15 protein-coding genes and 2 pseudogenes are annotated in these 21,770 nt (G+C 68.6%); 9 read left to right on the top strand and 8 right to left on the bottom strand.

The genetic code is table 11. From position 1 onward, the window contains the following. Nucleotides 1-193: 193 nt before the first annotated feature. Together MICSW_RS09910 and nudC are read right to left on the bottom strand one after the other, a co-directional pair. Complete coding sequence (locus tag MICSW_RS09910) at nucleotides 194-1,936, bottom strand: ATP-dependent helicase (protein WP_347424851.1); 1,743 nt, start codon at nucleotides 1,934-1,936, stop codon at nucleotides 194-196. Next, a complete protein-coding gene (nudC, locus tag MICSW_RS09915) occupies nucleotides 1,912-2,820 on the bottom strand; it encodes an NAD(+) diphosphatase (protein ID WP_228177119.1) in 909 nt (302 codons plus the stop codon). The genes MICSW_RS09910 and nudC overlap by 25 nt, the downstream gene beginning before the upstream one ends. Before the next feature lie 68 nt (nucleotides 2,821-2,888). Here nudC and MICSW_RS09920 point away from each other — a divergent pair. Beyond that, nucleotides 2,889-3,641: pseudogene (locus MICSW_RS09920) on the top strand (phosphotransferase); the annotation flags it as partial. A 341-nt stretch (nucleotides 3,642-3,982) separates the two neighbouring features. On the opposite strand, the gene MICSW_RS09925 reads toward MICSW_RS09920, so the two are convergent. Then, entirely contained in the window at nucleotides 3,983-7,504 is a 3,522-nt protein-coding gene (locus MICSW_RS09925) for an ATP-dependent DNA helicase (RefSeq protein ID WP_347424852.1), read from the bottom strand. After that, nucleotides 7,501-10,668 (bottom strand): ATP-dependent helicase, encoded by a 3,168-nt coding sequence (locus MICSW_RS09930; RefSeq protein ID WP_464495529.1) that lies wholly within the window; start codon nucleotides 10,666-10,668, stop codon nucleotides 7,501-7,503. The genes MICSW_RS09925 and MICSW_RS09930 overlap by 4 nt, the downstream gene beginning before the upstream one ends. Before the next feature lie 96 nt (nucleotides 10,669-10,764). Here MICSW_RS09930 and MICSW_RS09935 point away from each other — a divergent pair, with 96 nt between their 5' ends. Beyond that, nucleotides 10,765-10,989 (top strand): DUF3107 domain-containing protein, encoded by a 225-nt coding sequence (locus MICSW_RS09935; protein ID WP_195691794.1) that lies wholly within the window; start codon nucleotides 10,765-10,767, stop codon nucleotides 10,987-10,989. Nucleotides 10,990-11,004: 15 nt separating this feature from the next. Here MICSW_RS09935 and MICSW_RS09940 read toward each other — a convergent pair whose 3' ends face one another. Further along, nucleotides 11,005-11,724 carry a ferritin-like fold-containing protein gene (locus MICSW_RS09940; RefSeq protein ID WP_228177116.1) on the bottom strand — a complete coding sequence of 240 codons (720 nt, stop codon included), beginning with the start codon at nucleotides 11,722-11,724 and terminating at the stop codon, nucleotides 11,005-11,007. Between the two features lie 182 nt (nucleotides 11,725-11,906). Here MICSW_RS09940 and MICSW_RS09945 point away from each other — a divergent pair, with 182 nt between their 5' ends. Together MICSW_RS09945 and MICSW_RS09950 are read left to right on the top strand one after the other, a co-directional pair. After that, nucleotides 11,907-13,337, top strand: a complete 1,431-nt coding sequence (locus tag MICSW_RS09945; protein ID WP_228177115.1) for a DEAD/DEAH box helicase — start codon at nucleotides 11,907-11,909, stop codon at nucleotides 13,335-13,337. 100 nt (nucleotides 13,338-13,437) lie between these two features. Beyond that, nucleotides 13,438-13,875 (top strand): SHOCT domain-containing protein, encoded by a 438-nt coding sequence (locus MICSW_RS09950; RefSeq protein ID WP_228177114.1) that lies wholly within the window; start codon nucleotides 13,438-13,440, stop codon nucleotides 13,873-13,875. 192 nt (nucleotides 13,876-14,067) lie between these two features. Here the strand turns inward: MICSW_RS09950 and MICSW_RS09955 are convergent, their stop codons facing one another. Further along, nucleotides 14,068-14,931, bottom strand: a complete 864-nt coding sequence (locus MICSW_RS09955; protein WP_464495535.1) for a PHP domain-containing protein — start codon at nucleotides 14,929-14,931, stop codon at nucleotides 14,068-14,070. Between the two features lie 83 nt (nucleotides 14,932-15,014). On the opposite strand from MICSW_RS09955, the gene MICSW_RS09960 reads away from it, so the two are divergent. Both MICSW_RS09960 and MICSW_RS09965 read left to right on the top strand, forming a co-directional pair. Then, on the top strand, nucleotides 15,015-16,037 hold the full coding sequence (locus MICSW_RS09960) for an endonuclease/exonuclease/phosphatase family protein (RefSeq protein WP_228177112.1): 1,023 nt from the start codon (nucleotides 15,015-15,017) through the stop codon (nucleotides 16,035-16,037). A 32-nt stretch (nucleotides 16,038-16,069) separates the two neighbouring features. Further along, a complete protein-coding gene (locus MICSW_RS09965; RefSeq protein WP_228177111.1) occupies nucleotides 16,070-17,488 on the top strand; it encodes an aminopeptidase P family protein in 1,419 nt (472 codons plus the stop codon). A 16-nt stretch (nucleotides 17,489-17,504) separates the two neighbouring features. Here the strand turns inward: MICSW_RS09965 and MICSW_RS09970 are convergent, their stop codons facing one another. Then, nucleotides 17,505-18,185 (bottom strand): YflT domain-containing protein, encoded by a 681-nt coding sequence (locus tag MICSW_RS09970; protein WP_228177110.1) that lies wholly within the window; start codon nucleotides 18,183-18,185, stop codon nucleotides 17,505-17,507. A gap of 103 nt (nucleotides 18,186-18,288) precedes the next feature. On the opposite strand from MICSW_RS09970, the gene MICSW_RS09975 reads away from it, so the two are divergent. The 3 genes and pseudogenes from MICSW_RS09975 to MICSW_RS09985 all read left to right on the top strand — a co-directional run bounded on the left by MICSW_RS09975 (nucleotide 18,289) and on the right by MICSW_RS09985 (nucleotide 21,302). Continuing rightward, entirely contained in the window at nucleotides 18,289-19,569 is a 1,281-nt protein-coding gene (locus MICSW_RS09975; protein ID WP_228177109.1) for a magnesium transporter MgtE N-terminal domain-containing protein, read from the top strand. Beyond that, nucleotides 19,569-20,137: pseudogene (locus MICSW_RS09980) on the top strand (DUF1003 domain-containing protein). Before MICSW_RS09975 ends, MICSW_RS09980 begins: the two are co-directional and overlap by 1 nt. A 58-nt stretch (nucleotides 20,138-20,195) precedes the next feature. Continuing rightward, nucleotides 20,196-21,302, top strand: a complete 1,107-nt coding sequence (locus MICSW_RS09985) for an Mrp/NBP35 family ATP-binding protein (RefSeq protein WP_464498333.1) — start codon at nucleotides 20,196-20,198, stop codon at nucleotides 21,300-21,302. On the opposite strand, the gene MICSW_RS09990 is transcribed toward MICSW_RS09985, so the two are convergent. Beyond that, on the bottom strand, nucleotides 21,295-21,693 hold the full coding sequence (locus tag MICSW_RS09990; RefSeq protein WP_228177106.1) for a twin-arginine translocase TatA/TatE family subunit: 399 nt from the start codon (nucleotides 21,691-21,693) through the stop codon (nucleotides 21,295-21,297). The genes MICSW_RS09985 and MICSW_RS09990 overlap by 8 nt on opposite strands. Nucleotides 21,694-21,770 lie beyond the last annotated feature (77 nt).

Genomic DNA, 21,770 nt, shown 5'->3' on the forward strand with positions numbered 1-21,770 from the left:
GTCGGCCCGCTCGTTCTGCCGGGCCAGAGCGCGTGCCTGGGCTGTGTGTCAGCTCACGAACGAGACCGAGATCCTGCGTGGCCGCTGGTGGCTGCGCAGCTGATCGGACGCGGCGATCCGGCGGGCCCGGCAACGCTCGCCGCCGAGGCGACGCTCCATACGGGCAGGATGCTGCTGGCAGGTCGCAGCGGGCTCAGTCTGCGGCTGACGCTTGCTGCCGACGCCGAGCACCGGCTGTGGGAGCAGCATCCCGAGTGCTCGTGCGAATCTCCTGGAGAAATCGTGACGGTGAGCGCCCCCGTGAGCCGGCCGGCCACGAGAGCGAGAGCGATCGCCGTGCCCGCGTGATGCCGACGTACGCAAGGCGTCGCTCCTCGTCGATCTGATCGAAGTGGGTAGCGTATGCGATCGGTAGCAATCCTTCGGCAAGACCGACCAGGTACACGTGGTCCCATTCCAGGCCCTTCGCGGCGTGCAGGGTCGCGAGGGTTACGGCGCGAAGGGTGGGCTCGTCCTGTGCCCGGGCTCGGGACATCAGGTCGTCGGTGAAGGAGCGCATGGTAGTTCCGGCTGGCGCCTCTTCAGCCAGACGCAGGATCGCTGTGCGCGCCTCCCATGATTCGCGCACGGCGCCGCCCGCGGGGGGCGCCTCGTCGGTCATGCCCAGTGAGCGGAGGATGTCACGGACTGCGTCGACGAAACCTCTCTCCAGCGGAGCCACTGAGGCGCCGCGTAACGCCAGCACAGCCTGGCGCACCTCGGGGAGGTCGAAGAACCGCCGACCTCCCAGCACCGTCGTGGCGATCCCCGCGTCTGCCAGCGCCGCCGCGAGCTCCGCTGACTGCGCTCCGGTTCGATAGAGGACGGCGATGGATGCCGGGTCGGCGCCCGCCCGGAGCCGATCGGCGATACGGCCAGCCACGCCGCGCGCTTCGTCGGCCTCGTCGCGATACGCAGACACGGTCGGCGGCGATGGCGGTACTGTTTCCGCCGCCGCGGCAGTCAGGTGCACGGTCCCCGGGCGTTCTCGCATCAGCTCGTTCGCGACGGCCAGGACCGCGGCATCCGACCGATAGTTGCGATGCAGTTCGACGACGCGGGCACCCTCCCAGCGCCGCGGGAAATCGATGAGAAACCGCGGGTCCGCGCCCGCGAACGAATAGATGGTCTGGCTCGCGTCGCCGACCACGCAGAGATCGCGTCTGTCCCCTACCCACAGTTCGAGCAGGTGCTGTTGGAGAGGAGACACGTCCTGATACTCGTCGACGGTGAAGTGCCGGTACTGCTCCCGGACGGCGGCTACCACGTGAGCCTCGGTCTCGAGCATCCCGGCGCACGCGAGGAGCACGTCCTCGAAATCCATCTGTCGACGCTCGTCCTTGAGCGCCTCGTAGGCGCGGTGAAGCTCAACTGCCGTCGAGGCCGGCAGTCTCCCAACGGTGCCTCCCGCGCGGACGCGCGCGTAGTCGTCGATCGTGCGCAACGTGACCTTGCGCCACTCGATGTCGGCGGCGACGTCGCGCAGCGTCGGTGTGTCGAGCTCCAGCCCGATGCCATCGGCGGCGTGCGCGAGAACCCGCACCTTGTTGTCGATGATCGCCGGTGGCCGGTCGCCGGCGAGGGTAGGCCAGAAATAGTTGAGCTGGGCCAGCGCCGCGCTATGGAAGGTGCGGGCGGCCACCCCGTCGACACCGAGCGTCCGCAGTCTGCCCCGCAACTCACCGGCGGCCTTGCTGGTGAAGGTGAGCGCCATGACACGACCCGGCGAATAGGCGCCGGTGTCGACGCCGTGCGCGATCCGCCGGGTGATCACCCGGGTCTTACCGGTACCAGCTCCGGCGAGCACGCATACCGGCCCCCGCAGCGCCGTCACCGCCTCGCGCTGCTGCTCGTCTAGACCGTCGAGCGCGTTCACTGCTGCGCCGATCGGTACCACTGCTCGATGAGGGCCCGCGCGATGGAACTGGGCCCGGGAAGCTGCACATCAGACTCCCCGGCCAAGGCTGCGCCGATCTCGGCCCGATCAAACCAGCGGACCTCGACGATCTCCTCCCCATCGGCAACGGGGATCTCGGTGCTGGTCACCGCGCTGAAGCCCACCATGAGAGAGCGCGGATAGGGCCACGCTTGCGACGCCACGTACGTCATGTCCTCGATATGAACGCCGGCCTCCTCGAGAATCTCGCGCGTGACCGTGGCCTCGAGAGACTCGCCGGCCTCGACGAACCCGGCAAAGCACGAAAACCTCCCCATCCCCCAGGCCACGTGGGATCCGAGCAACAGCCGGGTTCCAGCGGGATCAGTCACAGCGACGATCACGGCGGGGTCGGTGCGGGGAAAGAGATCCTGTTCACAGAAGGAGCACCGCCTCGACCACCCGCCGGACTGCAGAGCGCTCAGCGAGCCGCAGCGGGGGCAATGGGCAGAGTCCAATAACCAGCGCCCGAGGCTCACCGCCGCCACGAAAGCTCCGCCGTCGGCGTCGCCGAGCTCTCCGCCGATGACTCGCAGCGGCGCCCACGAAACCCCGTCATCGAGGCTTGCCGGAACCTCGCGGAGCGCGAGAACCCAGCGGTCCGTGCCGTCGGGTCCGGCGCCGAGGAAGCCGTACTCGCCGTCGGCTTCTGCCAGCGCGGGGTCGGTGCTCGGCCACCAGTGCAAGGCGGTGCCGGATCCGGCCTCAGCTGTCACCGGAGCGCTGTCGCGGTGCACCGGAAGCACGAGGGCGGCGTCATCCGGCGCGGATCCGATCGTCGTTCTGCGGTGCTCAGCACGGTCGAAACCGCTCCGGGCCAGCGGCGGGACGGCGGAGGAGCGCATGGGAACGAGGACCTCCCTCAAGGGCGTGGCGCGACGGCTGCGGCGCTTGCCAGACCTACCCTGGGCACATGGCGCGCACCCTGTTCACTCTAGCCGCGGCGGTCTCAGCCGTCGCGCCGGATGCCGACATCGTCGCCGTCGCCCCGCTGACCGAGAACTCGACGGGTCGCGTGGATGCCGTGCAGGCGACGCTCGACACCGGGGCTCAGGTCGTCATCCGTGTGGCAACGGACCCGGAGGCGGGCGACGACCTCCGCGCCGACGCGAGGGCCTTGCGCGCGCTCACGCCCGGCGTGCGCGCGTTGCTGCCGTACTCGGCACCGGAGCTGCTCGGCGAAGTGCCCCTGGCAGATGACACGGCCGTGATCACGAGCTTCATCGCCGGCTACCGCGTCGACCCCGGCGAGGTACCCGCCGGCCCGGGCGTGGCTCCGGCACTTGCCGAAGCTCTGGCCGCAACGCATGCCCTCCCCGTGTCCTGGGCTCGCGAGGCGGGACTGGTGGTCCGGTCTGCGGAGCAGGTCAGAGACGAAGCGTCGCGTCTTGTCGACCGGGCAGAGCACACCAAACGGATGCCGCGCGCTCTCGTGTCGCGGTGGCGTCGCGCAATCGCCGACGATGACCTCTGGCGCTTCGAACCGACAGTGGTCTTGGGCGGCGCTTCCTCCTCGAGTTTCTTTCTGGACGACCACGGCGGGGTTCCTACCGTGGTCGGCGTCGTCGATTGGCACGCCGTTGCGGTCGGCGACCCGGCAGTAGACCTGCAATGGCTGGCTTCGGCACCTGCCGCGGCAGGCGATGTCCTGAACGCGTATGTCGCCGCGAGCAGCCGAGCCCCCGACGGGCTGCTCCGTTCCCGAGCTCGACTGCACGCCGAGCTCGAGTTCGCGGCCTGGCTGGTGCACGGTCACGACGCTGACGATCGCTCGATCGTTGCCGACGCCGAAGCGCTGCTCTCGTCGCTCGCGGACACCGTGGGCGCCGACGATCTGGTCGTTCGTACGTCCTCGGGCATGGACGATGCCATGGCGGTACTGGGGAGCGTGCCCGATACCTCTGCTGCGCTCGCTGATGCCGATGCGCAGCCGGCGGACACCTCGATGCACACAGACGCCTACGACCCTGAAGAGTTGGCGATGTGGCTCCCCGCCCAGGACGATGGTCAGCTCGACGAGTCGTCTGATACACCCGACGCAGAAGACGACTCTCCCGCTGCTGATGACGAGGCAGTGCCTGCACTGGAGAGCGAGGGCGAGAGTGCCGCCGCCTCCGAGCTCGTCACGGCCCCCATCATCCTTCCTGCATCGAGTTCTCCGGCACTGTTCACGTCCGAGGACGGTTCTGACGCGGACGAGCCCGCGCGAGCCGCACGCGCGGCGTTCCAGAGGTGGGCAAGCTCCGGTTCGGAGTAAACCCGGTCGGAGCGGATCGTGAGGTCGTCGGCGACGTAGTAGAGCACGACATCGATGTCTTCCAGGGGCACGCCAGAGCGCTTATGATACGCGAGGCGATACAGCGCGAGCTGCAGCATCCGATTGCTCCGATCGGCCGCCGTTCGCGGCGGGGCGCCGGTCTTCCAGTCGACGATCTCGATCCTTCCGCCCCGATCCTCGCGTCGGTAGACGGCATCGAGCTTGCAGATGATCTGCTCCACACCCGCCGCGCCGCGCAAAGACATATCGATCTCGGTTTCGACCTCGATCGGAGCGAGCTCGGCCCATTCAGATCGCAGGAACGCCTCCTGCAGTCGCCGCAGGGCGGCGTCCTCCGACTCTCCCGTCGCGGCCCCTGCATCCCCGCCGAGGTCTACGCCCTCGTCGTCGCTGAGGTCGAGCTCCCACAGCGCATCATCCAGGGATGATCCGCGGCCGGTCCGGCCCGACCGGGACTCGACCCACGCGTGGAAGCGTGTCCCGAGGGTCGTCGCGCGGTAAGGCCGCTCGGGCATGGGGCGGACGAACTCGTCGAGCGCCGCGCCGGTGTCGACGACGAAGTCCTTGAATCGTGAGGCAGCAACCCGGCGGGGGCCGTCGCCGACGGCACGGCGCAGCGCGGCACGCTCGTCGCGTTCTGCCAGCAGCTGCACGATCTCGGGATCGATGTCCGGCTCGACGGGCGGCTCTGTCTGCCACCGATCCAGAATGTGTCGCACCTGCCGCGCCGCGCGATGAACCCGGTCGGCGCGTGTCCCGAGCGGGTCCATGGGCCAGATCACGGCGGGTCCACGGCGGTCCTCATAGGGATTCGCACTGTCGTCAGTCGAGCCGGTGGATTCCCACCCCAGGGCAGCACCGATCTCGTCGAGGAAGACGCTGGGCGCGCGCTGGTCGCGCTGCCCTCCCCACCGCGAACCGGTCAACAGCAGGTCGCTGCGCGCCCGGGTGACTGCGACGTAGGCGAGCCGCCGCTCTTCACCGGCGAGGTGCTCTTTGACGGATGCCTTGAACTGCGTGATCGCGCTCCGTAGCGCCTTGCGGTCGGTCGCTTCCTCCCACGCAAGCACCGGAAGCGCCGCCCGGTCACCGCGGAACCGGTAGGGCAACGTGCCATACCCCATCCAGCCCTGCGTCGACCGAGGCCTTGCCGGCAGTTCGTCCTGCACCATCCGCACAACCGCGACGGCGTCCCACTCCAGCCCCTTGGCTCCGTGGATGGTGAGCAGCTGAACGACGCCCGGTTCGGGTGGCTCGGTCCGCGGCATGAGCTCGTCTGTCTCTTCGGCGTGGTCCAGCCAAGCGAGCAGGCTCGACAGCGACCCACGCTCGTCGACGGCGAGGAACCCCTGGATCTCGTCGAGGAACGATCGCAGCTGCGCGGCGGCGAGACCTGCCGGGCCTCGGGTTTCGTTGGCCGCGAGCTCGATATCGAGCAGCAGTTCGCGCTCGATTGCTCGGATGACTTCGGGTATGGGACCTCCGAGCACCCCGCGCAAGCGGTGGAACATGCCGGACGCGCCCCGAAGCCGCTCGACGCCGTCAGGACTGAAATCCGAGAGCAGTCCGCTGTCGGGTCGCAGCGAACGGATCCTGTCGAGCGCGTCGACGATCGATGGCTGCTCGTCGGGTCCGACCGAATCCCGCATCCGTGCCAGAACCTCCGGTGCCAGCGGAGTGAGGTCGGCCCCGCGCCGCGCGAGGGTGTCGGCAAGCCGGCGCAGCGCCGCAAGGTCCGACAGCCCGACCCCGAAGCGCGGACCCGAGAGGATGCGGATCAGCGCGGATCCTTGGCGCGGGTCATCGAGCACGCGGAGGACGGCGACGACATCGACGACCTCGGGGGTCGAAAGCAGTCCACCGAGTCCCAGGATGCGGTGAGGGATCCCCCGCTCGGCAAGCGCGTCAGCGAAGACCGTCATATGGCGCTTGGTGCGGAAGAGAATCGCACCCGAATGCGCAGCGCCGCCGCCGTGCGCCGACTCATGCTCAGAACGCAACCGCGCGAAGAAAGCGGCGACCTCTGCAGCTTCGTCATCAATCGTGTTCGCGTACACGTGCCCCACGTGACCGGCGGGGGCCCCCGGCCTGGACTCGAGGGGCGGGATGTGAATGCCGCGAGCGCCGTGGTCGGCAATAAGCGCGTTGGCGGCATCCAGAATGAGGGAGTCATTGCGCCAACTGGTCATGAGTGCCACGTGCGTGCAGGCGCTGGTGCGGGCGAAGGCTGCAGGGAAGGACGCGAGGTTGTCTGCGCTGGCGCCTCGCCATCCATAGATCGACTGATGCGGGTCGCCTACCGCCATGACCGCACCGTCGGCGAACAGCTCGGCCAGGAGTTGGGTCTGCTGGACCGAGGTGTCTTGATATTCATCGAGCAGCACCACCCGGTACTGACCGCGAACCTCGTCGGCGACCGATGGTGCGGCCGTCACGATCTGGAGCGCGCCCGATACCTGGTCTGCGAAGTCCACGGTTCCCTGGGCAGCCTTTGCCCGCGTGTAGTCGCGAACGAGCTCGGCAAGAAGCGGAAGCGCGCTCATCGCGGTGTGGAACTTCTCGATGTCGCCGGGGGATGCCAGCGCCGGGTTGCAGGCAGGTTCGACGCTGCGCGCGACGCGGTCGCCGAACGCCGAGAGCTCGTCGAGGTCGACACCATGGTCCAAGACCTCGCCGGCGAGGCGCTGCAGGCTGTCGACGACAGTTCCGAACCGGTCCTCGCGGTCCGCCAACCGAGGATCGCGCGAGGAGATCACGATCCGCCGCGCAAGCAGCCAGGATGCTGACGGGCTCAGCAGCGCCGCATCAGGGTCGCGTCCGATCCTGGCGCTGTGCTCGCGCACGAGCGAGTCGGCGAACGCGTTGTAGGTCGATACGCGCGGGCGCAGGAGTAGATGCTCCGCATCGGTTTGGGCAATCGCCTCGATCCGGCCCTCGCGGGTCAGGGCGTCGATGCGGGCGAGGCGCCGGTCGATCCGCTCGGCAAGCTCGCCGGCGGCCTTACGCGTGAAGGTCAGACCCAGGATCTCGTCGCGGCGGACGATGCCGTTGACGACGAGCCACACGACCCGTGCCGCCATCGTCTCGGTCTTGCCGCTGCCGGCCCCCGCCACCACCAGGACAGGAGACAGCGGCGCCTCGATGACGCGCTGCTGCGGCTCGGTGGGCGCGGGCAGCTCGAGAAGGTCGGCGATCTGCAGCGACGACAACCGCGCCAGGGGAAGCGGGCCGCCCGATCCAGGTCCAGTCACGGCGCGCTCACCGGTTTGACCGTATGCAGCCGGCACACCGCGAAGTGATCATCGTTGCAATGAACGTCGGGGTACGCCGTGAAGCTGTGGGCAGCCATCGCCTCGGCATCCGCGACGATGCGCTCAAGCAGCGCGGACCGGGTGTCGGCATCTAGCGGCATCTGTTGCGCCATCCGGTAATCCGTACCCTTGAGAGTCTTCGAGAGCACCAGCAGGCGGGCCCCCACGAGCTGCCCCTGCTCAGCGCCGGGTACCGCTCCCGCTCCCACCGCGAGTTGATACGCCGCCAGCTGCGCATCAGTGGCCACCTTGTCATCGGACACGCGGGCCTCGGATCTCCCCGTCTTCAAATCGATCACGGCAACCCGTGGGTCGGCGTTCTCCACCCACCGCTCGACCCGATCGATCGACCCACTGATGATCGCCACAGTGCCGGCCGGGGGCGATCCGGGCGCGGTGATCGCAACGACGTTCGGGCCGTCGCTACCGGCGACGATCGCGATGCGAAAACGCGCTTCGGCGCCGGCCACCTCTCCCCCGCGGGCGGCGAACTCGCGCAGGTAGCTCGCCAGCCGGCGCGTGAGGGTCGTGGCCCACTGGCGTTCCTGCTTGGAAAGCCAGTCAGCTTCGAAGTCGAGCTCACCCCATCGCTCTTCGACGATGGCATCGAGCAGCTCGAACGTTCCGTCGGGAGCCGTCTCCATTGCGGCGTGCAAGATCGTCCCGAGGCCCGCCGAGAAGGTGCGGGAATCGCCGCCGAGCTCGCGGATCGCCCAGTCCAGCCCGCACTCCTCGAAAGCCTCTACGCGCGACGGCGAGATCGACACCGGCGCGCGATGCAAATCGTGGATGCCGCCCTCACCCGTGCGCTCTCTCACGCCGTACCACGAGGCCGGATCGGCGCCCGGCACGCCCGCCCGAGCGAGCGCGGCAAGCTGCGTGGCGGCGTGCTCGGCAACAGCGGGGTCTGCCGTCTCGGTAAGTTTTCTGCGGTAACCGGCAACGGCGCCGCGCAGCGTGAGCGGATGCCGGTCCGAGCGACGTGGCGGCGGCTCGGGGAGATAGGAGAACAGCGCACTGGGCGACTGATCCTCGTCGTCAACGGCCGTAACGAGGAGGCGCGTACCGGCCCGCGTCAGCGCACGCTCGAACAACCGCAGCTCCTCGTGCAAGACGCTCCGTCGGCGATCGAGAACATCGAGGGCGACGGGGGTCCCACCGTGGCGCCATGCTTCAGCCTCGTCTGCCAGCCGCCAGCCATCGAGGAGGCTCCCGCGCAGCCGCGTGTTCGGCCAGACGCCCTCCTGGACACCGGCGATCACGACTGCCTCGAACTCGCGACCCAGCGACCCCGCCGGGGTGAGAATCTCGACCACATCGCGACGCTGCGCCGCCGCGAGAGAGTCCTCCGGCACCTCACTGCCAAGGATGTCGGCAAGGAAGCGGGCCGGATCCTCATCCTCACGCTCAGCCGATCGCTTGGCTGCGGCGAAGAGGGCGACCAAGGCATCCAGAGATCGAGTGGCCTCCGCCCCCTCCGCCCCACCCAGGCGCGCCCGCTCCCGCCACGCACCAGCCAACTGCGACCTGTCCCACGCCAGCCAGAGCAGCTCGTGGGCGGAGTCGCCATGGGCTGCGCCGGCATGGATCTGCGCGAGCGTCTGCGCGAGCCGATAGGCAGTTCGCGCCTGTGGCGTGTCTATCAGCAGCAGCGCCGCCGGTTCAGCCATCGCCTCGGTGAGCAGCTCCGAGGCCGCACGTCGGGTCTCCCCCTCGAACTCCTGCGTCCGCAGCACGGCGCGCAGACGGCGCAGTCCGATCGCATCGAGGCCGCCAAAGGGCGAAGTCAGCGCCGCCGCCAGCTCCTCCGCGGGGCGCTCGACGGCCGGCATCATCCCCAGGCGCACCAGGTGCAGCAAGCCCCGCACCGCGGGCTCTTCCCCGAGCGGTCTTGCCGCACTGGCTGCGCGCGTCGGAACCTCGCGCGCAGCCAGCTCAGCCGTCAGCCTCGCGACCTGGCGCGTGTCATGCGCAATGACGGCGATCTCGCGCCACGGCAGGCCCTCGGCGACGTGCCAGGAGCGCAGCGTCCGCGCAATCCCGTCGAGCTCTTCGTGCGGCGACGCTGCCCACATCGTCGTGATCTCGCCGGCTCCGCCCGAGGCGACGGGTTCAGCAGCCGGCTCGACCGGGGCAGGTTCGGCATCCGGAGCAAGGCGGTGCTCTACCGCGCCCGCGGTTCCGATCGATCCGGCGACAGTGCGGGCAACCCGCACGAGGGCGGGACGGGCGCGGTACGGATGCCGCAGCACGAACCGATCGGTGAACATCGATGCCAGCCGTGCGAAGGTTTCGGGACCGGCACCGCGGAATGCGCCGGAGCCGACGTCGGGATCCCCGAACGCGAGCACGGCGATTCCCCGCACGCGCGCAGCTTCCAGGAGCGCCACCGCACCCCAGCTGAGCTCCTGCGCATCATCGACCATGAGGAGGCTCGGCATCGTGGTGACACCACCGAGCAGCAACGCCTCGGTGGCTTCACGGAGCACCTCGGCGGGGTCGCGATGGGCTGGGTGCAGCCGGTCGAGCACGTATCGATACTCACGCCAGAACGAGCCAGCCGCTGACCACACCGGGTTGGCGCGGTCGGCTCCCAGGCGTTCGAGGTCTTGCGGCGCGAGCCCCAGTTCGGTGGCGAGCGCGAACAGAGCTCGAAGCTCCGACCGAAACCCCCGGGACCGTCGCACCGCCGTGCCCAAAGACTCGGGCCACCGGGATGCCCCCTCAGCGGCATCCGCTTCGTCGCCCTCCAGAAGATCGGCGATGACGGCATCCTGATCGGGAGCGGTGAGAAGCTGCGGAAGCGGATCGCCCGCCGTGACGGCGCGTGATCGCACGATCTGGAAGGCGAACGACGCGACCGAGCGCGCCAAGGGTCCCGGGGTCGCGATATCCAGGTCGGCGGTGACCCGGTCGCGCAGGTCGGTCGCGGTCTGGCGCGTGGGCGTCAGGATCAGCACGTCATCGGCGCGAACATCGCCAGCGCGCAAGAGGCGGGCCGTTCGCGCGAGGATCGCCGATGTCTTGCCCGTGCCTGCTGCGCCAACCACCAGCCCGCTCGCATCTGCGGGCAGCGCGACGACCTGTGCCTGCGAGCGATCCATACCGACGACGCTACCCAGCCCCGAGGACATCACGGTGTCGTAGAGTTGCCATGCACCTACGACACCCGTCGCACGGGGCATGAGAAAGGCAGGAACGTGGAGATTCGCATCGGCATCACGAATTCGGGTCGCGAGCTGAACTTCGAGACGAACGATTCTGCCGCTGACGTGCGCCAGTCCGTCGCCCAGGCGCTGGACTCCGGCGCCACTCACGTCACCTTCACCGATGTGCGCGGCAACGCCTACATCGTCCCCACGGCAGGACTGGCCTACGTCGAGGTCGGCACCGAAGAGGCTCGCCGCGTCGGGTTCGTCGCCTGAGCTTCACCGCGCGGACTACGCGGCAAGTCCGAGGTCGTCCATCCGTCGGGAGTGCGCTGCCATGAGTTGCGTGAACACCGGCTCGACCTTCTGCTCGTCCTGCAGCTGAAGGTGCTTGGGTCGAAGGGCTGCGCGCGCAACCAGGAGCGTGTCGCCCACCAGGCGCCGACCCCACATCGCCAGCAGTGATCGCCATTCATCGTCACTGTCGATCGTCTCGGTGAGAATTTCGACGACGGCCTGGCGATCGGCATCCGCACCGAGGATGCGCGCCACACGACGACCGGTGTCTCCGTAGCTGGCAGCCAGCGCAAGGTAGAAGTCATCGAGCATGCCGGCGATGATGTGCACCGAGAGCATCGTCTCTTGCGGACGCACGCCGTGGGTGGCGCGGCGGAAATGATCGAGCGGTTCCCGGAAGGGCAGCATCAGCGCCGTCGGGTCGTCTCCGCGATCACGGATGACGCCAACGAGAGCCTCGTGCTTGGTCAGCGCCGCGCCCGCAGCCCGCGACAGCGCTTCCTTCTTCTCGAGCGACGGCGTCATAGCGATGAGTTCACTCAGCGTCTCGAAGAACCCGAGCTGCAGATAGGCGGCCTGCCCGAGGAAGACATCGATGTCGGGGGCGAGCTCTTCGAAATCAACGCGGTGGGCGTCGCCGAAATCGCCCCGGGACCGCAACGACAGCGTCGCGGCCAGCGGACGGCTCTTGCGCCAGAACTTCCAGTCGACCACGCACACAGCCTAGGGCCAGCATGGGCCGACCCGCCGAGCGAGGCCGCTCCGAGGGGTCATCCAGCGCCCGCCGGTAGACTGGGGCGGTCTCCGGCGTAGGCCCGGAGCCCCGCGCCTGCGGCTGAGTGAAGGGCGTGGATCCGACACCAGCGGCAGCACAGGCTGCCAGACAGGCTTCTATCGTGACGACTTTCGCCGATCTCGGCGTGGATCAAGACATCGTCGATGCGCTCGCCGAGCGCGGCATCGTGGATGCGTTTCCGATCCAGGAACAGACCATTCCGCTGGGCCTTCCCGGCCAGGACATCATCGGCCAGGCGAAGACCGGAACCGGCAAGACCTTCGGATTCGGCATCCCTGTGGTGCAGCGCCTCGGGCTCCATCCCGAGCCCGGCGTGAAGGCGCTGATCGTCGTCCCCACCCGCGAACTTGCGGTTCAGGTCTACGAAGACATCGACATGCTGACCAAGAACCGGCCGACCTCGGTCGTCGCCATCTACGGCGGAAAGGCCTACGAGGGTCAGATCGAGCAGCTCAAGGCCGGCGCGCAGATCGTCGTCGGTACCCCGGGTCGACTCATCGACCTGGCAGGCCAGCGCCTCCTGGATCTCTCGAACGCGACCGAGGTCGTGCTCGACGAAGCCGACAAGATGCTCGACCTCGGGTTCCTTCCCGACATCGAGAAGATCTTCCAGCGCGTTCCCGCCGTTCGCCATACACAGCTGTTCTCGGCGACGATGCCCGGGCAGATCGTGACCCTCGCGCGCCGGTTCATGAGCAACCCGATCCACATCCGGGCAAGCGACCCGGATGAGGGACTCACGCAGGCCAACATCCGGCACCTGGTCTACCGCGCCCATTCGCTTGACAAGGACGAGGTCATCGCCCGCATCCTGCAGGCCGAGGGGCGCGGCAAGACGGTGATCTTCACGCGGACCAAGCGAGCGGCGCAGAAGCTCGTCGACGAGCTGCAAGACCGCGGCTTCTCAGCCGCCTCCGTGCACGGCGACATGAGCCAGGAAGCGCGCGAGCGCTCGATGGCAGCGTTCAAGGCCGGCAAGAAGGATGTGCTGATCGCCACGGATGTCGCGGCGCGCGGCATCGACGTCGACGACGTGACACACGTGATCAACCACACCATCCCGGATGACGAGAAAACGTACCTGCACCGGGCAGGTCGTACCGGGCGCGCTGGGCGCACCGGTATCGCCGTGACCTTCGTCGACTGGGATGACCTGCACAAGTGGGCCCTGATCAACCGCGCGCTGGAGTTCGGTCAGCCGGAGCCGATCGAGACGTATTCGTCGAGCCCTCACCTGTACACCGATCTCGACATCCCCGAGGGGACGAAGGGTCGCATCGTGACAGCGCCGCGCACCGAGACCGTCTCCACGGCGGAGGGCGGGTCGTCGAACGGACGGTCCGGGTCGCGTCGGCGTCGCTCGCGCGGCGGCTCGTCGGGCTCAAGCGGATCGCAGGGCTCGTCGGGAACGCCGCCGCGCACAGCCGACGGTGCCGGCACGCACGACGGTGGGGGCGCCGAGCACCGCGACGGCACGACGACGCCGCGCCGTCGCCGCCGGCGCCGCGGCCCGCGCCCCGACGCAGCCTGATCTCCGCGTGATCGCGCGGGCGTTGCTCTCGAAACGGGGCACCCGACAGCGCTAAGGTGATGGCTGCGGCATCGCGCCGCACAAACCCCGAAAGGCTGTCATGCGATTTCTTGAAGCTGTGACGACGGGATACGAGTACCAGGGATTCTGGGGCTCGTTCTGGGACATCATCTGGTGGTTCCTGTGGATCTTCGTCTTCGTTGCATACCTGTTCGTGTTGTTCGCGATCATCGGCGACCTCTTCCGTGACCACAAGCTGAACGGTTGGTGGAAGGCCGTCTGGATCATCTTCCTGCTCTTCCTGCCCTTCATCACGGCGCTGGTCTACCTGATCGCCCGCGGACGCGGCATGGGCGAGCGTTCGATGAAGGAGGCCGAGCAGATCAAGCAGGCCCAGGATGCCTACATCCAGTCGGTCGCCGGTAGCGGGGCAAAGCACAGCCCGGCCGAGGAGATCGCCCGCGCCAAGTCGCTTCTGGACGCCGGCACCATCTCGCAGGCCGAGTACGACCAGCTGAAGGCCAAGGCCCTCGGCTGATCCGACGCTCACGCGAAGCGCCCCCGTCTCTTCTCGAGGCGGGGGCGCTTCGCTGTTCGCAGGGGTCGGGGTCGGCATCCGAACCTCGCAGAATCGCGCGAACCTCGCAGGATTCTGGCCCGAAAGTGCGGAGTTCGCGCGATTCTGCGACGCTGGCGTGGCGCGCGCCACGCCAGCAGAGGCACGCCCGGCTCAGGGGTAGACGGGAGCACTCCCTCGCCCGGCGGCGAGGATACGCTCGACCATCGCGCGGTCTGTCGTGTGCTCGCCCGGCACATTCGGCTTGCCCAGGCCGTGGTAGTCGCTCGATCCGGTCACGATGAGGTCGCGTTCGGCGACCAAGGACTCCAGCTGACGGATGCCGGCAGCAGTGTTGTCGCGGTGGCCGAGCTCGAAGCCGGCGAGACCGGCGTCCAGCATCCGGGTCACCAGCGGCGCCGGGAAGGGGCCCGCGCGCCCGGCAGGGTGGGCGAGGATCGGCACTCCCCCGGCTGCCACGATGAGCCGGACAGCCGTCACCGGGTCGGGCGCGAAGAGGGCGACGTAGTAGGGGCTCCGGGGGCTGAGGATGCCGCGGAAGGCCTCATCACGATCGCGCACGTGCCCCCGAGCGACGAGCGCGTCGGCGATGTGAGGGCGACCAACGGTAGCTCCGTCGGAGGTCTGCTCGAGGATGTCCTCCCACTCGAGGTCGAAGTCTCGGGCGATCCGGTCCGAGATCATCCGGGCCCGGTCGAGGCGAGAGGTCCGCACCCGCTCGGTCATCGCCCGCAGGTTCTCGTCGTCGGGGTCGAACAGGTAGGCGAGCACATGAACGCTGCGCCAGTCATCGCGCGCCGACATCTCCATGCCCGGCACGAACATCATGCCGAGGGACGCGGCTGCCTCGGCGGCCTCACCCCAACCCGCGGCGGTGTCGTGATCGGTCAGGGCGGCGATGCGCAGGCCGTGACGATGCGCTGCCCGCATGACGTCAGCTGGCGCGTCTGTCCCGTCTGACTGCGTCGAATGCAGATGCAGGTCGGCGGGTCCCTCGAAGAGCCGCTCGTCGTCCATCGTTTGAGCCTAGCGCCGCGTGCACAGCTCACCGCGGCGCGGCTCGTACCCTTCTCTCAGAACGCTGTCATAGGCTCGCGGACGTGCGTCGAGCTCTGGGGATCCTCGTTGCGGTGATCTGGGTCGCCGTGGTCGCGGTGCTCACCGCTCCCGACTTCTTCCGGGTGGAACGCCTGGCACCGATCGCCCAGATCATCGCTTTCCGCGGGGTGATCCTCCTCGCCATCGCGGCGGTCGGCATCCTCGCCCTGTTCGCGTCGTTCGCTCGGTCGATTCGACCGCTCGCGATCACCGTCGTGATCGTTGCAGTGATCGGTGTTCTCGCGAACGGGGCTATCGTCCTGGGCCGCGGTATCGGCACCGAGAGCCTTCCCGCAAAGACCGACACCGCCATCCGCGTCATGACCTGGAACACCGCGGGACCGGCGACCTCCGCCGATGAGATCGCGCGCCTGGCCGTCGCGATGGATGCCGACATCGTCGCTCTTCCCGAAACGACCATCGAGACCGGCGAACAGGTCGCGATCGAGATGAGGGAGCTCGGCCATCCGATGTGGGCACACCACGCGAAAGACCCCTCGACGCCCTGGGATGCCGGATCGACGACCCTGCTCATCACCCCCGATCTCGGCGATTATGCGGTGATCGAATCGTCGGTGGAGGGCACGAGCACGACATCCACGGTGCCAAGCGCCGTAGCGATGCCCGTTTCGGGGGTCGGCCCGATCGTCGTGGCAGCTCACGCCGTCGCACCCCGCTCCGGCTACATGGAGGATTGGCGCGCCGATCTGCGTTGGCTCGGCGACCAGTGCGCTGCCGACAACGTCATCATGGCCGGCGACTTCAACGCGACGCTCGACCATTTCGGCGGACTCGGCGTCGATGGGGGCGAACTCGGGCGGTGCGTGGATGCGGCGGCAGCCAGCGGCACGGGATCCGTGGGCACCTGGAGCACGGCCTGGCCCTCGCTACTGGGCACCGCCATCGACCACGTCATGACAACCGACGCGTGGACGGTGACGGGTTCACTCGTTCTGTCATCGGTCGACGGCAGCGGAAGCGATCACCGACCGCTCGTGGTGCAACTGGAACCAGCCCAACCCTGACCCACGAGAACCTCGCGTGCGAGACTGGATGAATGAGCACGACCGGCGACAGCGAAGCCACGACGACGACTGCGGCGACCGAAACCAGCACGACGAACCGCAAGCAGCCGTTCCCGCAGGGCTTCCTCGACACGATCTCGACGGGCTGGGCTGAGCGCCCCGAAACGTTCCCCCCCGCCCGGTCGCGGGCCGCCTTCGCGGCGCGACGCCGCCACGCGCTCTCGGCGGCCTTCCCCGGCGAGCGCCTGGTCTTTCCCGCGGGTGAGCTCAAGCAGCGCTCCAACGACACCGACTACCGGTTCCGGGCTCATTCGGCCTTCGCACACCTGACCGGGTGGGGGTCGGATGCCGAACCCGGCGCGATCCTCGTGATGGACCCGCTTCCCGACGGCGGACACGAGGCAGTCCTGTACTTCCGCGAGCGCGCTGACCGTACGACGGCAGAGTTCTACGCCGATGCGTCCATCGGGGAGTTCTGGATCGGGCCGCGTCCGGCCCTGGCGGGTGTTGCTGCCGACCTCGGCATCCGTACCGACCACATCGCCGCCTTCGCACCAGCCGACGGCGAGCGCGTCGTGGACGTTGACGCCGACCTCACCCGCGCGGTTTCGGAGATGCGACTGATCAAGGATGAGGATGAGATCGCGCAGATGCGCGAAGCCGTCGCCGTGACCGCAGCGGGGTTCGATGACATCGTCGCCGACCTCCCCCGAATCGCCCGACACCCCCGCGGGGAACGGATTGTCGAGGGAGTGTTCCACTTGCGCGCGCGCAGCGACGGCAACGGCGAGGGATACGACACGATTGCCGCATCCGGACCCCACGCCTGCTACCTGCACTGGACCCGCAACGACGGCGCGGTGCTACCGGGAGATCTCATCCTGATCGATGCCGGCGTCGAGCTCGACAGTCTCTACACCGCCGACATCACCCGAACCCTGCCGGTCAGCGGGACATTCACCGACGTGCAGCGACGCGTCTACGAGACGGTACGCGAGGCCGCGGATGCCGCGTTCGCTGCAGCCCGCCCCGGGGTGACCTTCCGCTCGATCCACGAAGCCGCCATGCAGGTCATCGCTGCGCGCACTGCGCAGTGGGGCCTTCTGCCGGTGACCGCTGAGGAGGCTCTTGCTGCGGACACCGGTGGCCAGCATCGCCGGTACATGGTCCACGGCACCAGCCACCACCTCGGCATCGACGTTCACGACTGCGCTCAGGCGCGCAGGGAGATGTACTACGACGGCATCCTGCAGCCCGGGATGGTGTTCACGATCGAGCCGGGCCTGTACTTCCAGATCGACGACCTCACGGTTCCCGAAGAACTGCGCGGAATCGGCGTTCGCATCGAGGACGACGTATTGATGACCGTCGAGGGCCCCGTGAACCTGTCAGCAGGCATCCCCCGCACAGCCGACGAGGTCGAAGCCTGGATCGCGCGGCTCGCGCGCTAGCGCACCGAGCGGGCGACTACGCCTTGTCGTCGCCCCGCGGCGCCGCATCCTGGCCGGCTCCGGTGTCGGGAGTGCCCGGCGCAGATGAGGCATCAGTGCCGGATTCCGCCGGCTCCGGCGGCGTCACGTCTTCGATCCGCTGGCCGTAGCGCGGCGGCTCCAGGGGCGCGGCCGGGCGCTCGGGCGGCGGGGTGACCACCTGCGTACGCTGCGGCGCTGGCGCTGCAGCCTGCGGTCCCAGCACCTGGCGTGCCCTTCCCGCGCTGCTGCCGGCAACGGCGATGTCGTAGTGGTCGGCGACGAACTGCATGACCGACGCGAAGTCGCGGCGGCGGCGCACGATGGCGAAGGTCAGCAAGCTGGCGAGCATGCCGATCGCGATACCGACGAACAGCACCCCGACGAAGGCCTGGATCGGCACGTTCGGCATCCCGAGTACGAAGACGGCAGAAAACAGCATGCCCAGGAGTAGTCCGTTGATCGCGCCTGATCGCGCTGCCGTGGCGTAGCCGAGGCGACCGGTGACCCGCTCCATCGAACGCAACCCCTGACCGACGATCGTGATCTCGCGGGCAGGAATGTCTTCGGCGATGAGCTTGGACACCGCCTTCTGGGCGGCTTCGTACTTGTCGAAGGTCGCGACGGTCTGTCCGACGTCCTCGAGGTTGCGGGCGAACTGGCCCCCCATCATGCTCATTCGTCCATCCTCCCATGCCGGGTCTCGCCGTCCGCTGAGTCGACATGAATCGCCGCACGTAACCGCAGGAGGCCATGCCCGGGCGCCGGGCTACGCTGGACGGGTGAACACGCAGCGGGTCTTCGTCGCGCGGCTCTCTGGCTGCGCAGTCTTCGACCCTGCCGGCGATCGGCTCGGACGCGTCCGCGATGTCGTGGTCGTCTACCGTGCCGATGACCCGCCCCGCGTCGTCGGACTCGTAGTCGAGATCCCCGGTCGGCGAAACGTCTTCGTCTCTATCGGGCGTGTCACCTCGATCGCGCCGGGACAGGTCATCACCACCGGCCTCATCAATGTCCGCCGGTTCCAGCAGCGCGGCGGCGAGGTCCGGGTCCTCGCCGAACTTCTCGGTCGTCGGGTCTACTTCCGCGACGGATCAGGGGAAGCGGTCATCGAGGATGCCGCCATCGAGCGCGACCGGCTGGGCGCCTGGGACATCGGACAGTTGTTCTTGCGCCGTCCCCGCACGAGCGCTTCTCCGTTCACGAAGGGCCCGACAACGCTCGCCGGCTGGGATGAGGTCACCGAGCAACTCGATTCGACGCAGGAGCCGTCGGCGGAACAGCTCGTTGCGACCCTCAGCGAGCTGAAACCCGCCGACCTCGCCAATACGCTGCTCGACCTTCCCGACGCACGCCTGCTCGAGGTCGCTGAAGAGCTCCCCGACGACCGCCTCGCCGACGCACTCGAAGAGATGCCCGAGGACGACCAGGCGCACATCCTCGAGCAGCTGGGCGACGAGCGCGCCGCCGACATCCTCGACGCCATGGAACCGGATGACGCGGCCGATCTTCTGGGGCAGCTTCCCGCCCTTCGCTCCGAGCAGCTCCTGGACCTCATGGAGCCCGAGGAAGCTGAGGACGTTCGCGAGCTCCTCAAGTACGGCCCTGACACTGCCGGTGGTCTCATGACGAGCGAGCCGATTGTGCTCTCGGCCGAAGCGACGGTCGCCGAAGCGCTCGCGCTCATCCGCCGCCATGAACTGCATCCGGCACTCGCGGCGTCAGTGTTCATCACCCTTCCCCCGTACGAGACTCCCACGGGGCGGTTCTTGGGTACCGTGCACTTCCAACGGATGCTGCGCTACCCGCCGCACGAGCGGCTCGGTTCCCTCATCGACGACACCATCGAGCCGCTCGCGGCTACCGCGACGGCAGCCGAGGTCGCCCGCATCCTCGCCTCGTACAACCTCGTGTCGGTGCCCGTCGTCGATCAGGTCCACCGCCTCGTCGGTGTTGTCAGCGTCGACGACGTCCTGGACTACCTCCTCCCCGAGGACTGGCGCTCGCACTCCACCGACCAGCGACCGGTGTCCTTTCCCTGGACAGGGCCGGTGAAGCTGTGATGGCGCGCTCGCCTCGGGGGTTGGATGCCCCCCGCGGTCGGTCGAGCATGCCGATTCGCGGGCGCACACCTCAGCCCTCGCGGGATCGGTTCGGCAGGGCCACGGAATGGATCGCCCGAAACATGGGGACCCCGTGGTTCCTCGTGGCCCTCACGCTGTTCTGCGTCGCGTGGATCGCGTGGAACACTGCTGCCCCGAGAATCTGCGGTTCGATTCCGCGGCCAACGGCTTCACGGCCCTGACGCTCATGCTCTCGCTGCAGGCTTCCTACGCCGCTCCCCTCATCCTGCTCGCCCAGAACCGCCAGGATGATCGCGACCGCGTGCAGATCGAGCAGGACCGCCAGCGCGCGGAACGAAACCTGGCCGATACCGAGTACCTCGCGCGCGAGATCGTGGCCCTCCGCATCGCCCTCACCGAAGTCACCTCCGAGGTCGTCACCCGTGACACGCTGCGCGCCGAGCTGAAATCGCTGCTGAGAAAGCTCGACGAACGCGCGGAGCCGCAGCACACCGAGGGCGCGCCCGCCACGAACGCGTCTCCGGCTCGCGAGGACGGCTCGGCGTGATGAGCGGGGGCGTGCGGTGACAGCCGCAGACGAGGTCACGCGCGCCGTCGGCGCCGTGATGGATCCGGAGTTGCGCCGCCCGATCGGCGAGCTCGGCATGGTTCGCGGCGCTCGCGTCGATGACGGCACGGCATGGGTCGACATTGCGCTCACCGTCGCCGGATGCCCCGCTGCAGCTCGAATCGAATCCGATGTTCGTGCCGCCGCACTGTCGGTACCGGGCGTGGCTTCCGCCGAGATCGCAGTGGGGGTCATGGATGCACAGGAGCGCGCTCGCCTCACCGAGATGCTCCGCGCCGGGCGCCCGGCCAGGTCGATGCCGTTCGGGCCCGATTCCCTGACCCGCGTGATCGCCGTCACGAGCGGCAAAGGCGGGGTCGGCAAGTCGACACTGACCGCGCTGCTGGCGACGAGCCTGGCAGCGCGGGGCCTGCGCGTCGGGCTCATCGACGCCGACGTCCACGGGTTCTCGATTCCCGGCATCCTGGGTCTTGTCGGACCGGACGGCACGCCCCCGCAACCGACGCGGATCGATGACCTCATGCTGCCTCCCGTCGCGCACGGGGTGAAGGTGATCTCGATCGGAATGTTCCTGCGACGTGGTTCGGGAGAGGAGCCGCTCGGCGCCGTGGCGTGGCGTGGCCCGATGCTCCACCGCACCGTGCAGCAGTTCCTCACCGACGTCCACTTCGGTGACCTCGACATTCTGCTGCTAGACATGCCACCGGGAACCGGCGATGTCGCGATCTCCGTCGGACAACTCCTGCCCCACGCCGAGGTCATCGTGGTGACCACGCCCCAGCGCGCGGCCGCCGACGTCGCGATCCGCTCGGGTCTCGTGGCCCGGCAGACCGGTCAGCGCGTGCTGGGAGTCGTCGAGAACATGGCGCCGCTGACCCTTCCCGACGGCACAGTGCTCGATCTGTTCGGCTCCGGCGGCGGGGAGCTTGTCGCCACCGCGCTGCAGACGGATGCCGAACCCGTCCCGCTCCTCGGCTCCATCCCGCTCAGTCAGGGCGTGCGGGCATCAGGCGACGCCGGCGACGTGCACCTCGTGACGGATGCCGGCGACCCCGCCGCGGCGGCAATCGAGGCCGTCGCGGATGCGGTTCTGGGCTCCGGCCGCGGACTGTCGGGCCGCTCCCTGCCGATGCGCGTCAGGTAGCTTCCGCATCGAACGGCGGAGTCTCGCCGGCGGCCAGCGGCGGTGCCTTCGTCGACGTTGCGCTCTCTGCCGCGGCAGCAGCTGTGCCGGCGGCCGCCATCGTTGCGGATTGCGGCTTGACGGGCGGTGTCGGCGGGTCATCGAGGAGGGCCTCACGGATGATGCGACGGGGGTCGTACTGGCGCGGATCGAGCGTGCGCCAATCCACGTCGTCGAAGTCCTCGCCCATCTCCTCTTTCACGCGCGAGCCTGCGGAGCGGGCGAAGTCGCGAGCTCGACGCACGAACTGTCCGAGTGCTGCCGCATAGCGCGGAAGACGCTGGGGGCCGATGATCATCCCGGCGATCAGACCGATCAGCAAAAGCTTCTCGATCGTGATCCCGTTGAACATGGCTCAAGATTACCCCTCGCGCCTCAGCGAGAATCCGGGCGCGCGCACGTAGGCTTGCCCCTCAGGGAAAGGGCAGT

The sequence above is a fragment of the Microbacterium sp. SW12 genome, from assembly GCF_055391095.1.

Coding starts and splice junctions, on each gene's coding strand:
- MICSW_RS09950 (WP_228177114.1), top strand. CDS start 13,438: ATGCGATTTCTTGAAGCTGTGACGACGGGATACGAGTACCAGGGATTC.
- MICSW_RS09990 (WP_228177106.1), bottom strand. CDS start 21,693: ATGTTCAACGGGATCACGATCGAGAAGCTTTTGCTGATCGGTCTGATC.
- MICSW_RS09930 (WP_464495529.1), bottom strand. CDS start 10,668: ATGGATCGCTCGCAGGCACAGGTCGTCGCGCTGCCCGCAGATGCGAGC.
- MICSW_RS09970 (WP_228177110.1), bottom strand. CDS start 18,185: ATGAGCATGATGGGGGGCCAGTTCGCCCGCAACCTCGAGGACGTCGGA.
- MICSW_RS09965 (WP_228177111.1), top strand. CDS start 16,070: ATGAGCACGACCGGCGACAGCGAAGCCACGACGACGACTGCGGCGACC.
- nudC (WP_228177119.1), bottom strand. CDS start 2,820: ATGCGCTCCTCCGCCGTCCCGCCGCTGGCCCGGAGCGGTTTCGACCGT.
- MICSW_RS09985 (WP_464498333.1), top strand. CDS start 20,196: ATGGATCCGGAGTTGCGCCGCCCGATCGGCGAGCTCGGCATGGTTCGC.
- MICSW_RS09955 (WP_464495535.1), bottom strand. CDS start 14,931: ATGGACGACGAGCGGCTCTTCGAGGGACCCGCCGACCTGCATCTGCAT.